Annotated in this window: 13 protein-coding genes; 6 read left to right on the top strand and 7 right to left on the bottom strand. The window is 69.6% G+C overall.

Annotated elements, in window-relative coordinates; genetic code table 11:
• Positions 1 to 21 precede the first annotated feature (21 nt).
• From AB0E90_RS47840 to AB0E90_RS47830, 3 genes are read left to right on the top strand one after another with little or no spacing between them, the layout of a single operon-like run.
• The gene (locus AB0E90_RS47840; RefSeq protein WP_360419752.1) at positions 22 to 636 is read left to right on the top strand and encodes a response regulator transcription factor; all 615 of its coding nucleotides are present in this window, start codon (positions 22 to 24) and stop codon (positions 634 to 636) included.
• Positions 629 to 1915, top strand: coding sequence for a hypothetical protein (locus AB0E90_RS47835; protein ID WP_360419750.1), 1287 nt, complete (start codon positions 629 to 631; stop codon positions 1913 to 1915). Before AB0E90_RS47840 ends, AB0E90_RS47835 begins: the two co-directional genes overlap by 8 nt.
• A 32-nt stretch (positions 1916 to 1947) precedes the next feature.
• A complete protein-coding gene (locus tag AB0E90_RS47830) occupies positions 1948 to 3840 on the top strand; it encodes a histidine kinase (RefSeq protein ID WP_360419748.1) in 1893 nt (630 codons plus the stop codon).
• Here AB0E90_RS47830 and AB0E90_RS47825 read toward each other — a convergent pair.
• Together AB0E90_RS47825 and AB0E90_RS47820 are read right to left on the bottom strand one after the other, a co-directional pair.
• Positions 3824 to 4945: a hypothetical protein gene (locus AB0E90_RS47825; protein ID WP_360419746.1), complete on the bottom strand. Its 1122-nt coding sequence runs from the start codon at positions 4943 to 4945 to the stop codon at positions 3824 to 3826. The two genes, AB0E90_RS47830 and AB0E90_RS47825, sit on opposite strands and share 17 nt — an antisense overlap.
• Positions 4946 to 5018: 73 nt before the next feature.
• A complete protein-coding gene (locus AB0E90_RS47820; RefSeq protein WP_360419744.1) occupies positions 5019 to 5336 on the bottom strand; it encodes a hypothetical protein in 318 nt (105 codons plus the stop codon).
• A gap of 177 nt (positions 5337 to 5513) precedes the next feature.
• Here AB0E90_RS47820 and AB0E90_RS47815 point away from each other — a divergent pair, with 177 nt between their 5' ends.
• On the top strand, positions 5514 to 6494 hold the full coding sequence (locus AB0E90_RS47815) for a hypothetical protein (RefSeq protein ID WP_360419742.1): 981 nt from the start codon (positions 5514 to 5516) through the stop codon (positions 6492 to 6494).
• Between the two features lie 200 nt (positions 6495 to 6694).
• Entirely contained in the window at positions 6695 to 7156 is a 462-nt protein-coding gene (locus AB0E90_RS47810) for an RDD family protein (protein ID WP_360419739.1), read from the top strand.
• 39 nt (positions 7157 to 7195) lie between these two features.
• Here the strand turns inward: AB0E90_RS47810 and AB0E90_RS47805 are convergent, their stop codons facing one another.
• Genes AB0E90_RS47805 through AB0E90_RS47785 form a run of 5 tightly spaced genes read right to left on the bottom strand, consistent with a single transcriptional unit; the run spans position 7196 to position 12978 of the window.
• Positions 7196 to 8254, bottom strand: a complete 1059-nt coding sequence (locus AB0E90_RS47805) for an oligopeptide/dipeptide ABC transporter ATP-binding protein (RefSeq protein ID WP_360419870.1) — start codon at positions 8252 to 8254, stop codon at positions 7196 to 7198.
• A 44-nt stretch (positions 8255 to 8298) separates the two neighbouring features.
• The gene (locus tag AB0E90_RS47800) at positions 8299 to 9282 is read right to left on the bottom strand and encodes an ABC transporter ATP-binding protein (protein ID WP_360419737.1); all 984 of its coding nucleotides are present in this window, start codon (positions 9280 to 9282) and stop codon (positions 8299 to 8301) included.
• A 5-nt stretch (positions 9283 to 9287) separates the two neighbouring features.
• Positions 9288 to 10229 carry an ABC transporter permease gene (locus tag AB0E90_RS47795; protein ID WP_360419868.1) on the bottom strand — a complete coding sequence of 314 codons (942 nt, stop codon included), beginning with the start codon at positions 10227 to 10229 and terminating at the stop codon, positions 9288 to 9290.
• Between the two features lie 5 nt (positions 10230 to 10234).
• Positions 10235 to 11242, bottom strand: a complete 1008-nt coding sequence (locus AB0E90_RS47790; protein ID WP_360419735.1) for an ABC transporter permease — start codon at positions 11240 to 11242, stop codon at positions 10235 to 10237.
• Positions 11243 to 11301: 59 nt separating this feature from the next.
• On the bottom strand, positions 11302 to 12978 hold the full coding sequence (locus AB0E90_RS47785; RefSeq protein WP_360419733.1) for an ABC transporter substrate-binding protein: 1677 nt from the start codon (positions 12976 to 12978) through the stop codon (positions 11302 to 11304).
• A gap of 154 nt (positions 12979 to 13132) precedes the next feature.
• Here AB0E90_RS47785 and AB0E90_RS47780 point away from each other — a divergent pair, with 154 nt between their 5' ends.
• On the top strand, positions 13133 to 14059 hold the full coding sequence (locus AB0E90_RS47780) for a carboxypeptidase regulatory-like domain-containing protein (RefSeq protein WP_360419731.1): 927 nt from the start codon (positions 13133 to 13135) through the stop codon (positions 14057 to 14059).
• Positions 14060 to 14171: the final 112 nt, after the last annotated feature.

Here is a 14171-nt window from a genome sequence, read left to right as displayed (position 1 = left end):
TTGTTCCGCGACGGCTTGGTGATGCTGCTCGAGGCGGCCGGGCACGAGGTCGTCGGCTGCGCCGCCGACGGAGACACCCTGGTCGAGCTGCTGGCCACCGAGCCCGCCGACGTGGCTGTCCTCGACATCCGGATGCCGCCCGAGCCCGACGGTGGCTTGTCCACAGCCGAGCGGCTGCGGGCCGATCACCCGGAAATGGGCCTGCTGTTTCTGTCGCACTATGCCGAAGCGCACTACCTGACGCGCGTGCTGCACATCGGCACCGCGGCGATCGGGTACCGCTTGAAGGAGAAGGTGGGCAGCGTCGAAGTCCTCAGCGACACCCTCACCCGCATCCGCGACGGCGAGATCGTCATCGAGCCGGTGCTGGCTCAGCGGCTGGTCGATCGGCCGAGCAGCAGCCGGCGCGACCTGCTGGCCACCCTGTCGGACCGCGAGATGGACGTGCTGCGGCTGATGTCCGAGGGCCGCTCCAACGCGGGCATCGCCAGTCTGCTGTTCGTGGCGGCCAAGAGCATCGAGAAACACATCTCCAGCATCTTCATGAAACTCGGGCTGCCGTCGGACGCCGCCGAGCAACACCGGCGTGTGCTGGCCGTATTGACTTTTCTGAGGTCAGTTCAGGACAGTGGCTGACCCGGCCACCAGGCTGGTGCGGACGATTCTGCCGGCCGGCGTGACGTTTCTTCTGCTGGTGGCCGTCACCGCGGTGACCGGCTGGGCCGGGGCGAGCCGTCCGGTCGCCCTGGCGTTGCCGTTCGCGGTGATCGCCGGCGCGACCGTCCTGCTTACCCGGCTGCGTGGAGCCGTCGTCACGATTGCGGAGCGGATCACCCGGCGCCGCGAGGTCACCCCCTACTCGGCGTTGGCGGAGGCGGCTCGTCATCTGCGCTCGCCGTCGCTGCTCGAGGCCCTGCCCGGGTTGGCGCGATCCCTGGCCGACGGCACCGGGGCCCAGCGGTCGACCATCTGGCTGGCCGTCGGCGGCCGGCTGGCCGTCATCGCTTCGTACCCCGAGGGCCTCTCCGTCGAGCCGGAAAGCGCGGCGAGTCTGCCGGCGCTGCTGTCCCGCCCGGGGATCACGCACGCCGTGCCGCTGCTGGACGCGGGCGAGCTGCGGGCTGTGCTGGCGATCGAAAAGCCCGAGTCGCCGGTCACCGCGCAAGATCGAATACTGCTGAACGACCTCGCGCACGGAACCGCGCTGCTGCTGCGGAGAGCCAACCTCAACACCGAACTGACCGAACGCGTACGCCGGGCCGACCGGTTGGTGCGGGAGTTGCACGACTTCCGGCGCCGGCTCGCCCGGGCGCGCGAGGTGGAGCGGCGCCGGCTGCTGACCCAACTGTCCCGCGCCACCTCCGGACGCCTGGATGCCCTGCGTACGCACCTGACCGCGGCACGGTCCACCCTCGGCGGTCACGGCGCCGGGGCCGCGCTGAGGCTGGCCCGCGCGGAGCTGGACGAGTTGATCGATCGATTCCGGGTCATCGCCCGCGGCGTCTATCCCACTGTGCTGCGCGGTCAGGGACCGGCCGCGGCACTGGAGGAATTGGTGGCCGACCTGGACCGGCCGGTCCGGCTCACCGGCGATCTCCACGTGCGGGCGGGGTGGGCGGTCGAGTCGGCCGCGTACCAGGTGACCGCGGCCGCCCTCGAGGTGCTCGCCACACAGCCGGCCGCCGCGGAGATCCGGGTGCGGGTAGCCCACGGTGACGCCCGGGTGCGGATCCTGATCGAGGACCCGTCGCCACCCGTGACCGCGGAACAGCTGCGTGCCGCCCTGGTCGACGACGTCGAAAGGCTGGTGGCGTTGGGCGGCGCCGTCGAGTGTGCCGACGGGAACGGGGGCGAGCTGCGCCTGTTCGCCTGGCTGCCCGACCGGCCGGACACGACGCGGGAGTCGCTGACGTGACTTCGCGTGTTCTTCGTGTCGCGTACAAAAGCATGGGCTTGATCTGTGGGTTGCTGGCGTTCGGCCGGCTCCTGATCGAGATTTTCCTGCTCGCCTCGGGTCACGACCATCCCGGCGCCGGGATCGTGACGAAGCTCGGCTGCGGGCTGCTCACGCTCGGCCTCGGCGCCGCGATCCTGATCTCCGGGCACCGAGATCGCTCGATGCGGCTGTTCGCCCTCGCCCTGCTGGCCGGCGCCGGATCAGACCTCGGCCCGGTGATCACCGGTGACTTCGTGCTCCCGGCGGTTTCCCTGGGCGCCTTCGCCTTCGCGCTGGTGTCCTACCCGCCGACCGGTGGAACCGACAGCCCCGGCCGCGACGAGATCGTGGTGACGGTGGGGGCCATCGCCGCGGTCGGTGCGGTCACCGCAGCGGCTTTCCCGCCGACGCTGAGCCAGGTCGCCCTCTTCGGCGCCGTGTTGCCGGCACTCGCCTTCGTGTTCCTGCGGCACCGGGGGCGGGACGACCTGACGGCGATCGAGCGTGCGCGGATCCGCCTGCTGTTCGGAGTCCTGGTCAGTGCGGCCGTGATCATGGCGGTGCTGCTGCTGGTCTTCGTTCCCTTCCCGGCCGTGCGGAACCCGGTGCCACTGGTCTGGTTCAGCCATCTCGTCCCGGTCACGGTCGCGATCGCCGCGAGCCGGCGTGCGTCACTGCAGGCGGTCCAGCGCCGGATCGGCGCCGTACTGGTCATTGCCCTGGTCACCGCTCTGATCGGCGGCCTGTTCGTGGTCCTGCACACCGTCGTGTCCGCTCCGGTCGCGGCGGTGCCGGTGGCCGTGCTCCTGCGTCCCGTCCATGTCCGCGTCGAGCGTCATCTGAACCGCCTGCTCTACGGGCGCCGGCCGACTCCCTACAACGTGCTGGCGTGCATCGGCGCGATGACGCGGACGAGCCCCCTGGACGCCACCGATCTGGCTCGGGTGGCTGAGGCGGTCGGGCGCGACCTGGGAGCGCACGTGTGCCGGCTGAGTGTGGTGCGACCCGGGCTGCCCGAGCGGACGTACGCCTGGACGCGCCCCGGTGCGAGCGAGGACGAAGACCTGGTCACCCTGCCCATCACTCGCGGCGGTGAGCGGCTCGGCTCGATCACGGTGGACCGCTCGGCCACGATGGGGCCGGATGCCTACCATTCGCGGCTGGTGGCCGACGTCGCCGACAGCCTCAGCATGGTGCTCGAGGCGTACCGTCTCCGGGTCGAGCTGGAACGCCAGATGCGGGCCGTCCGGGCGCACACGGCGGACATCGCCCGCTCGCGCCAGCGGCTGGTGGCCGAGATGGACGCCGAACGGCGCCGCATCGAACGGGACCTGCACGACGGCGCCCAGCACCACCTGGTCTCGCTGCGGCTGGCAATCGGCCTGGCCGAGCACCGGGTCAAAACCGACACCGAGGCGGCCGAGGTTCACCTCGACCGGCTCGCCGCCCACCTCGACGAGGCGGAGACCATCCTGGTGCGTACGGCGTTGGGCGTGAGCTCACCGCGGCTGGTACGGCTCGGGCTGGTCGCGGCGCTGGAGGCCGAACTGGGCCTGAGCGTCACGACAACCGGTATGCCGGCCGGCCGGCGTTTCCCGGCCGCGATCGAGACGGCAGTCTGGTTCTGCTGCCTCGAAGCGGTGAACAACGCCCGCAGGCACGCACCCGGCGCGCCGATCCGGCTCGTCCTCGACTGCGGCGAGGATCGCTTGGAGTTCGGTGTGCACGACGACGGCCCCGGCTGGGACATGGACGCGAACACCGACGGCCTGGGCCGCGGTCTGCGGAACGTGACGGCTCGGGTCACGGCGCTGGGCGGCATGGTCGTGGTGCGTTCGCAACCAGCCGCCGGCACCCGAGTCGACGGCTGGGTGCCGTTGCGGCGGCTCAGCCGGTCCAACTGAGCCGCTGAGCACGATGCCGCAGCTCACGGACGGAGGCGAGGTCCAACTCGATGTCGGCCAAGGCCTCTTGCAACCGCTCGGTCTCCCCGGACGCGCGCCGTGCCGCCTCGGCCGTCGCGGACAGACGGCGGGACTCGGCCGTCACCGCCTCGTTGAGGCCGGCATGCATTTGCTGCTCGACGGCGCGAACCCCGTCGCGAACCCGCTTGCTGACGGCCATCCGGAATGCGTCGACCAGCGATCGCAGCTCACTGGCGCTCTCCGCGTTGCGCCGGCTGCGTTGCCGCTGCCGCTCCCCGGCCACGGCGGCCCCGCCCAGGCCGACCGCGCCGGCCGCGGCCCCGAGCACGGTCGGCCACAGCGACATCCCGATCCCGAGAATCCGGGGGACGAAAAGGGCGACCATGACGCCGCTGTAGGTCGGCATGACAACACCGACCAGCCGCGTGGCCAGGGCCTGGCGTTCGGACAGGGCCCGCGGACCGCGGTGGATGTAGGCCACCAGCTCGGCCGGCGGCTCGAGGTCAAGGCAAACCGGTGGCACCGGCTCGCTCAGCCCGATCGAGGAGGCGACCTGCTCGCCGATCTCGTACGCCGCCAGGTGCAACGCCCGATGCACCGCCTCGGTCTCGGCCACCAGGCGTTTTCGCAGCCAACGATCGAGATCGTCGCCCGTCAGCCCTTTCTCTTCGATCGCTACGGTGCCCTCGTCGAGCAGGGCGCGCAACCAGTTGTTAACGGCGAAATCGATGTCCGAATCGGTCGCCGCCAAGGCATCGCCGAGCACTCGGGGCCACCTGACGGTGCGCTCCTGAAACTGGCGCAGGCGGACCTCGGCGTGCCCTGCCTCGGCGGCGAGCCGGGCCCCACGGCCGGGTTCGACCAGGGCGGCCCGGCGGGAACGAAGATCGACCTCCAACGACTGCAGGGCGCCGACCACCGCTTGGGCGATCGGCCCGGCCGGGCGGGCGGCAGCCACGTCGTCGGCGGCCACGCGCATCCGGCGTACGAGATCGTGCCGGGCGTTGGCCTCGGCTCCCCGCAGCACCAGATCGACAATTTCCCCCAGGTCGTCCCGGACAACCAGGTCCTTCGTCGTGGTCATCGTGACCTCCATCGGGTACCGGTCGGCGGATGGGTAGCCGCCGGCCGAAGCCGGCGGCTACCCGAGTCCGTCGTCAGTGGCAGGCCAGGAACGAGTTGTGGTCAAAACTGATCAAACTGCGACCGCCGTCGTGGCAGTCCTGGATGCCACCCCAGCGGGGGCCGTCGTGGCAGTCCTGGATTCCGCTCCAGCGGGGCCCGTCGTGGCAGTCCTGGAGGCCGCCCCAGGGACCGCCTTCATCCCAGCCGCCGCGGGGGTCGCCGTCGTTGCAACCGTGATTGCCCCAGCCGCCGCCACCGTGGTGCTGCTCGTGGCCGCGTCCCCAGCCGACGAAGCGCTCGCGGCCGGGGTCGGAACAATCGTTGCCGCCCTGATGGGTGCTGTGCCACATGGTCTTGTCACTGTCCTTTATATCGGGGTTCGTACTGACTGGGACGATGTTGCCGGTTGGTCGCCTACGCCAACGACAGAGCAAACCCCCTAAGGCCGGGTGGACAACCCCCCACGCCGAGGTGGGGTCTTCCCTACCTCGAAGGTGGGAGGTGACAGGCCACGTCACACTGGGACGATGACGCCGCTCTATCGGCAACGGATGAAGCAAGCGGTGCGGCGCGCGTGGACGATGCGGCTGGCGCTGCTGGGTGCGATCTTCGTCGCCGCCTGGGTGCTGCTGCACGAACGGATCTCGTGGGCTTTCCTGGCCGCTCTGCTGATCACTGTGGTCTGCCTGTTCCCGTCGATGCTGGTGCCGCTGCCGTGGTCGCGGATGGGTCTGCGAGTTCTGATAGCCACCGATCCGGCTGCCGGTAGGGATGAATACCTGGAGCTGGCGGCCAAATGTGGGGCGGCCGGCGAGCACGCGGAGCAGATCTCACTGTTGCGGGCGTTCGCCGAGAAGGCCGATCCGGAGGCGTATCAGCTGCTGCTCACGGTTCTGGCAGAGCGCGGGACGCCGGCCGACGTGGCGGATCTGCGCACCAAGAATCTTCGGGGTCTGAACGAGGACAGTCCGCTGTTCATGCCGTGGCCGGGCGTGGACGGTCCCGGTCTGCTCGCCCACGCCGAGGACGCTCGGCGGACCGGTGACCCGTGGGTCCTTCGCAGCCTGGCTCTTCTGCTGGACGCGGCCGGGACGCCCGACCCGCAGGTTTGGCGTCGGCTGGTCGATGCTCAGGTGGCCAGGTTCCATCTGCCCCTGGCCCGGCATCTGGCCGCCGGCGGCCGGCTCGACGAGGCGGTCGAGCTGATGCGGGTGGGCCCGGACGGCAGCCGCCCGAGCTTCGGTGAGGTCGCCGAGTTCTTGCGCGAGCGCGAGCTGGACAGGCAGCTGGAGGATGAGGCGCGGCGGGTGTGGGACGAGCTTCGGGTCCAGGAGGCGCTGACCGAGCTCCGGCGGCTGTTGGCCGAGCAGGGCCGCCTGGACGAGCTCGCTGCCCTGCCGCAGCCATCGCCGCCGGTGTCATCCGGGACCGCGCCGCCGGGCCGGTGGCCGGGGTTCAGCGCGAACACCTTACCGACCTCCGGCTATCAGGGGCCCGGCGTCATGTAAATGGGGCTGCCTAAGGGAGTTCCTAACTACCTCCGCTTCTGACAAGGTGTGCTCACCCCATCTGGGCTGCGTACGCAAACCATTCCTCATCTATTGAAATAGGAAGCAATATGAGCAACCCTGGACCCTTCCCGGGGCCGCCCGGCGACGATTCGTCTCCCTACGGTGCTCCGCCCCCGGGATCCTATGGACCCCCGCCGGTGGTCCGGCCCGGCGAACTGCTGGACCGGTTCGTGGCGCGGTTGATCGACGGCGTCATCGTCGGCGTCGTGGGCGTGATCATCAACTTCGTGCTCGGGGCCATCTCGAACTCCTGGATCCTCACCGGGTTCTTCTCCGCGGTGCTGACCGCGGCGCTGTACCTCGGCTACTTCGCCTACTTCGAGTCCACCCGTGGCCAGACGATCGGCAAGCAGGTGATGAAGCTCAAGACGGTCGGCCCCGACCACGTCAGCAACCCGACGCTGGAGCAGGCCGTCCGCCGGAACATCTACATGGGGTTCAGCATCGCCGGTGTCATTCCGATCTTCGGGACCCTGATCGGTGGGCTGGCCACGCTGGTGTCGGTGATCATGATCGCCGTCAACATCAACAGCGACCCGCAGCGTCAGCACCTCTTCGACAGGTTCGCCGGCGGCACCCAGGTGCTCAAGATCGGTTGACAGTTGTGGAGCGGCGGAAAACCGCCGCTCCACCACCGCTCAAGGGGTGGGCAGGTCCGTTCGGGTCACGATCAGCTCGGTGCCCACCTCGGGCGGTTTGCCGGCGTCCGGGTGGACGAGTTCGGCTCGGACCTCGTGGGCCGTCAATTCTCCGGTCAGGATCTCGGCGGTGAAGTGGCAGGCCACCCGCTGGCCGGAGTCGTCGAAGACCCGCAGCTCCGGCCGCTCGGCCGTGCAGCGGGGCTGCGACCACGGGCAGCGGGTGCGGAAACGGCAGCCGCTGGGCGGGTTCGCCGGGGACGGCAGGTCGCCGGCCAGCAGGATTCGCTCGCGGCGGTCCTCCACCCGCGGGTCGGGGATGGGCACGGCGGAGAGCAGAGCCCGGGTGTACGGGTGCAGGGGCCGCCGGTACAACCGATCGCCCGGTGCCTCCTCGACCAGCGAACCGAGGTACATCACCCCGATGGTGTCGGAGATGTGCCGGACCACGGCGAGGTCGTGCGCGATGACCAGGTAGGTCAGGCCCAGCGACTCCTGGAGGTCACCGAGCAGATTGATCACCTGCGCCTGGATGGACACGTCCAGGGCCGACACCGGTTCGTCGGCCACGATCAGTTCGGGACCGAGCACTAGGGCGCGGGCGATGCCGATGCGCTGCCGCTGACCACCGGAGAACTCGTGCGGGTATTTGCTCAGTGCTGACGTGGGCAGCCCCACCGAGTCCAGGGTCGACCTCAGCCGCGCCCGCACGCCGGCCCTGTCGCGGTGCAGGCCGTGTGCCTTCAGGCCCTCGACCAGCAGGGACTCCACCGATTGTCGCGGGTCCAGGCTGGACATCGGGTCCTGGAACACCATCTGCATCCGGCGGCGCAGCAGCCGCAACTGTTCGCCCTTGAGCGACCGGACGTCCACGCCGTCGAACGTGATCTCGCCGCTGGTCGGCTCGACCAGGCGCAACAGGCCACGGCCCAGCGTCGACTTGCCGCAGCCGGACTCGCCGACCAGGCCGTAGGTCTCGCCCCGGCGAATCTCCAGCGAGACACCGTCGACGGCGTAGACGTAGCCGATCGTACGGTCGAAAAGAAGTCCGCTCTTGATCGGGAAATGGACCTGGAGGTCGTCGATCCTGACGAGCGTCTCGCTCACGCCGGCACCTCCTGGGGGACGGGGTTCGTGCACCGCAGCGCGCCACCGCGCGAATCCGGCTCGAGAGGCACCGTGTCGCCGATGCAGTCGTCGATCACCCGGTCGCAGCGCGGCGCGAAGGCGCAGCCCGCCGACCAGGGGATGTTGTCGGAGACCGAACCCCGGATCTGATGCAGGCGCCCGCCACGATCAACATCAAGGCGAGGAACGGACTGCAAGAGACCTTCGGTGTACGGGTGCCGCGGCTCGCCGAACAGGTGGTGGCGCCCGGCCCGCTCGACCACCTTGCCGGCGTACAACACGTTGACCGTGTCGCAGAGCCCGGCCACCACCCCCAGGTCGTGGGTGATCATCACCAGCGCCGTGCCGGAATCGTCGACCAGCTCCTTGAGCAGCGTGAGAATCTGCGCCTGGATGGTCACGTCCAGCGCCGTCGTCGGCTCGTCGGCGATCAGCAGCCGCGGCTTGCAGGCCAGGGCGATCGCGATCAGCGCCCGCTGCCGCATGCCGCCGGAGAGCTGGTGCGGGAACTCCTTGAGCCGCCGCGCCGGATCCGGGATGCCGACCGCGTCGAGCAGCCCGCGAGCCTCGCGCAGCGCCGCCTGCCGGCTGCGGCCCCGGTGCCGCTCGAGCACCTCGGCGACCTGGACACCGAGCGGGATCACCGGGTTCAGCGACGACAGCGGATCCTGGAAGATCATGCCGATGTCGCGGCCGCGGCGGTCCCGCAGATCCGACGGGCGCAGCGTCAGCAGATCGGTGTCCTCGAAACGGACCTCCCCGGTGACGCGATTGCCGCGGCGGGGGAGCAGACCCATGATCGCCAGGCTGGTCACCGACTTGCCGCAGCCGGATTCGCCGACCAGGCCCACCGTCTGGCCGGGTTCCACCGTGAAGCTGACACCGTCCACCGCGCGGACCGGCTCGGCGCCCTTGCGCTGGAACACGACCGACAGATCACGTACGTCGAGCAGAGGCATGACTTTCACCGCCGGTTCTTCGGGTCGAGTGCTTCGCGGATGCTTTCGCCCAGCAGGGTGAAGCCGAGGGCGACGAGGATGATCGCCAGTGCCGGGAAGTAGGCCAGCTCCGGGCGGACCTCGAAGTACCGCACGCCGTCCACGCCCAGCATCAGGCCCCACTCGGCCCGGTTGATGTCGGGGTCGCCGAGGCCCAGGAACGACAGCGCGGCCGCGTCCAGGATCGCCACCGCGAAGGTGAGCGTGGCCTGCACGATGACCGCGGTGAGCGAGTTCGGCAGCATGTGCCGCAGCACGATGTTGCGCTGTTTGACGCCCAGCGCGCGGGCAGCCAGCACATGATCACTTCCGCGTTGCGCCAGCATCGACCCGCGCAGCAACCGCGCGAAGATCGGCACGTTCACCACCGCGACCGCGATGATCACCGTCCATTGGGTCGACCGGCTGGCCAGCGCCACCAGGGTGATGGCCAGCAACAGGCTGGGCAGCGCCAGCATGACGTCGGTGAACCGCATGATCAGCACGTCGACCCAGCCGCCGATGGCGCCGGCGACCGCCCCGAGCAGGACTCCCAGCAGCAGCCCGATGAGGGTGGCGAGAACGCCGACGAACAGCGTCTGCCGGGCGCCGAAGATCATCCGGGAGGCGAAGTCACGGCCCAGTGGGTCACTGCCCAGGGGATGCCCGGCGGTGGCGCCCGGGATGGTGTCGACGGTCAGATCCTTGATCAGCTCGGGAAATCGCTGCACCGGGTCGTGCGGCGCCACCAGCGGCGCGAAGATCGCGATGATGAGGAACAGCACGATGATGATGGCGCCGACGATTGCCGTGGGGTTGCGCAGCAACCGGCGCCCGGCGTCGCGCAGGAGGCTGACCCCGCCCGTGTCGGACGTGCGAGCGATCAGCTCCTCGATCCGCCGGCGTTTGTGGTCGGCGAGCGCCTCAATTCCGCTCACTGCACACGCACCCTCGGGTCGATGATCGCGTACGACAGGTCGACCACCAGGTTGACCACGATGAAGACGACGGCGGCGAGCAGGATCAGCGCCTGCAGGACCGGGTAGTCGCGGCCGCCGCTGATCGAGTCGGTGATCAGCGTGCCCAGGCCGCCCCAGTTGTAGACCTTCTCGGTCAGCACCGCGCCGGCCAGCAGCGCGCCGGTCTGCAGGCCGATGGTGGTGACGACCGGGAGCAGGGCATTGCGTAACACGTGCCGCTTGCGGATGGTGGCGTCGCGCAGGCCCTTGGCGTCGGCGGTGCGGACGTAGTCCTCGTCCAGGACGTCCAGCACGCTCGCCCGGGTGATCCGGATGATGATGGCCAGGGGGATCGTCGCCAGGGTGAACGCGGGCAGGACCAGGTGCCAGAGCGCGTCGGCGGAGGCGTCGAACTCCCGGGTCAGCAGCCCGTCGAGCACGAAGAAGCCGGTCACGTCGGTGTTGCCCAGGCCGGTGCTGATCCGGCCGGACGGCGGGAACACGTGAATGCCCTGGGTCAGCCAGTCTTTCAGGAGGTAGCCCAGGAAGAAGATCGGGATCGAGATGCCGACCAGGGTCACGATGATGGTCGCGTTGTCGAGCAGCCGCCCGCGGTGCCGGGCCGCGAGGTAGCCCAGCGGGATGCCCAGCCCGATCGCAATGATGATCGCCGCGACGGCGAGCTCGGCGGTGGCCGGGAAGGCGCGGCCGATCACCGCCGTCACCGGTTCGCCGGTGCGGATGGAGTTGCCGAAGTTGCCGGTCACCACGTTCTTGAGGAAGCGGCCGTACTGCACCCAGATCGGCTGGTCGTAGCCGAGGGCCCGGGTCAGCAACTCGCGGGTCTGCGGGGTGGCGCGTTCGCCCAGCAGGGCATCGACCGGTCCGCCGGGCAGGCTGCGCAACCAGAAGAAGACCAGGGTCATCAGGGCGATCACGGTGGCGGCCAGCTGGATCAGCCGCCGCAAGATCACTCGCACCATTTGGCGGTCCTTCGTTCAGCCGGACGGCCCGGACCTCTCGGTCCGGGCCGTCTTCGGACCTATTTGGTGAGCGAGACCGTGTTGAACTGCTCGGCCGTCAACGGGCTCGGCACCAGGCCGGCGACGTTCTTCGTGGTGACCACGGCCGGCGGGGCGTGCCAGATCGGCACGGCCGGCAGCCACTTGCTGGCCAGGTCACGGTTGACCTGCTCGAACGCGGCCTTCTTGGCGCCCTGGTCGACGGTCGCGTCGGCCTTGCCGATGGCGTCGAACATCTCGGTCATCGCCTGGTCGCCGAACTCGACCTTGCCCCGGCCGAAGAACGTGCCGACGAAGTTGCCCGGGTCGTTGTAATCGCCGGTCCAGCCGAGAATGTGCAGGTCCTGCTTGCCGAATTGCTGCACGTCGTCCTTGAAGCCGCCGTTCCACGGCCGCGGGACGCCGTTGACCTTGATGCCGGCCGCCTGCAGGTCGTTCGCCAGCACCGTGAAGATCTCCTGCGGGTTCGGCATGTACGGCCGGGACACCTCGGTCGGGTAGTAGAAGTTGAGCGTCAGACCGGTCGCGCCGGCGTCGGCCAGCAGCTGCTTGGCCTTGGCCACGTCGTACGCGTATTTCTGCACGTCGGTGGCGTAGCCGAGCACGGTGTTCGGCAGGAACTCGTCGGCCACCGCGGATCCACCCGGGCCCTTGGTCTGCACGAGCTGGGCGCGGTTGAGCGCGTACGCAATCGCCTGTCGGACCCTCAGGTCTTTGAGCTTGGGGTTGTTCTTCTGGTTGATGCCCAGGTAAAGGATGTTGAAGGCGGGCCGGTCGAGCACCTGGTAGCCCTCGGCGGCCAGCGCCTTGCGGTCGGCCGGCGCCGGGAAGTCGATCGCCTGCACCGTGCCGGCGCGCAGCTCCTGCTTCCGGGTGTTCTCATCCTTGATGACCTTGATGATCATCTTGTCGACCTTGGCCTTGTCGCCCCAGTAGTCGGGGTTCCGGTTCAGGGTGATCTCGCCGGTGGCCTTGTTCCAGCCACCGAAGGTGAACGCGCCGGTGCCGGTCGGGTGCTCGTTCGCGAACGCGCTGTAGGAGAACGAGTCGCCGTTCTGCGTCACCGTGTCGGCGGCGAACTGCTTCATCGCGGCCGGGCCGGCGATGGAGAACGCGGTGAGCGCGAACGCGCCCGGGAAGGCGCCCTTGTATTTCTTCAGCGTCAGGACCGCGGTCGCGGCGTCCGAGGCCGTGCAGTTGTCATAGAGGGCGTCCGGGCTGCCGGCGAACCCACCGAAGATGTCGGTGTAGTAGATCATCTGGGATTGGGCGGCCTCGCCCTTCATGTTGAACCAGCGGTCGAAGTTCGCGCAGACCGCCGCGGCGTCCAGCGCGGTGCCGTCATGGAACTTGACGCCCTGGCGCAGCTTGAACGTCCAGACCTTGCCGGTCGGGTCGTTCGACCAGCTCTCGGCCAGGCCGCCGGTCAGCTCGGCGGTGCCCGGCTTGTGGGTGACGAGAGTGTCGTACAGCTGCCGGATCGGCCGGAACGACTCGCCGTCGTCGTTGAAGATCGGATCGAAGTTCTTCGGGTCGCCGGCGCCCGCGAAGATGAAGGTGCCGCCGGTGGACTTGTCGTCGGTGCCGCTGTCGCGGTCGCTCTTGGCGCAGCCGGCCATGCCGATCGACAGCGCTGCGATGACACCGGCGGCGATGACCGCCCGGCGCCTGATTGCCTGCATTTCTGGTGCACGCATCGTGTTCACTCCGTCTTTTGGGTACGGACAAACCGCAAGCGCGACACTATCCACATTCGACTATGGGTTCCGGACTTCGGTATCGGATCGTGTCATTTCCGTTGCCCCGCAAGTGGACCAGGACAGTGCATAGTGGGCCGCTGTGTGGTGGAAAATGACAATGCGCCTACGTGGCCGGTGGACCCGGGTCGCCGTATTGATCGCGCTGACCGGAGGCACGATCGCGGTGTCGGCGGCACCCGCGACGGCCGCCCCGCAGACCGTGCGCATCCTGAGCGTCTCGGCGGAGAACGTGAAGCCCGGCGAGACGGTGCGCGTGCGGTTCAGCGTCACGAACACCGGGAGCGGGTCCGAGACGGCCGTCGTGGTGGTCGGCGGCGGCCTGCGGTGCACCACCGGATGCCGGGCGGAACCGAACCTCGGGGCCGGCCGGAGCCAGACCCTCGAAGCTACGGTCGTCGCCCCCGCGGCGAGCCCGGGTGAGACCATCGGCCTCAACATCTCGGTCGGCGTACGGCTCGGCGGGCAGAACACCTTCGCTTACCAGATGGTCTACGTCCACGGCGCGGGCACGTCGTCGGGCGAGGACGAGCCGGCGGCCGGGGTGAGCCGGGTTTCCGGCCGGGTCCGCGACACCGGCGGCAAGGCGATCGGCGGCGTGCGCCTGACCATCCGGGACAGCGCCGGGCACCAGTACCGGGCGACCAGCGACCGCAGCGGCCAGTTCTCGATCACGTCGAGCGCCGGCAAGCCGATCGCCGCCGGCTCCATCACGGTCGACGCGACCGTGGACGGCTACCGCACCGCGCGCGCGACTGTACGCGGCATCGCCGGTGACGCCGCGTCCGTGCGGCTGACCCTGTCCGCGGTGGCCGCGCCGACCACGGCACCGACGTCGCCCGCCGCGGTGGCGAGCCCTCTCGCCGCGGACGGCACCCCCGAGGCGGCGCCACCCACCCTCAGGGCCGTCAGCGACGACAGCAGCAGCTCGTGGCCTTACCTCGCCCTGGGCGGCCTGCTGGTCGCCGCGGGCGTGGGAGCACTCGCCCTGGTAGTGATGCGCCGGAGGGTTAGGGGATAGCCGTACGCCGGTTTTGGCCTAGAGCGCATCTGACGGATCATGGTCGGCTCCGGTCGGGTTTCGCGCGTAGCCAGATCATGATTGAGGCGATGGTTACCGTTGCTTCGTAACG

Source organism: Actinoplanes sp. NPDC026619 (assembly GCF_040638295.1).
Taxonomy (GTDB): Bacteria; Actinomycetota; Actinomycetes; order Mycobacteriales; family Micromonosporaceae; genus Actinoplanes.
Note: the sequence above shows the minus strand (reverse complement) of the source record. Positions and strands in the feature narration are given on the sequence as shown.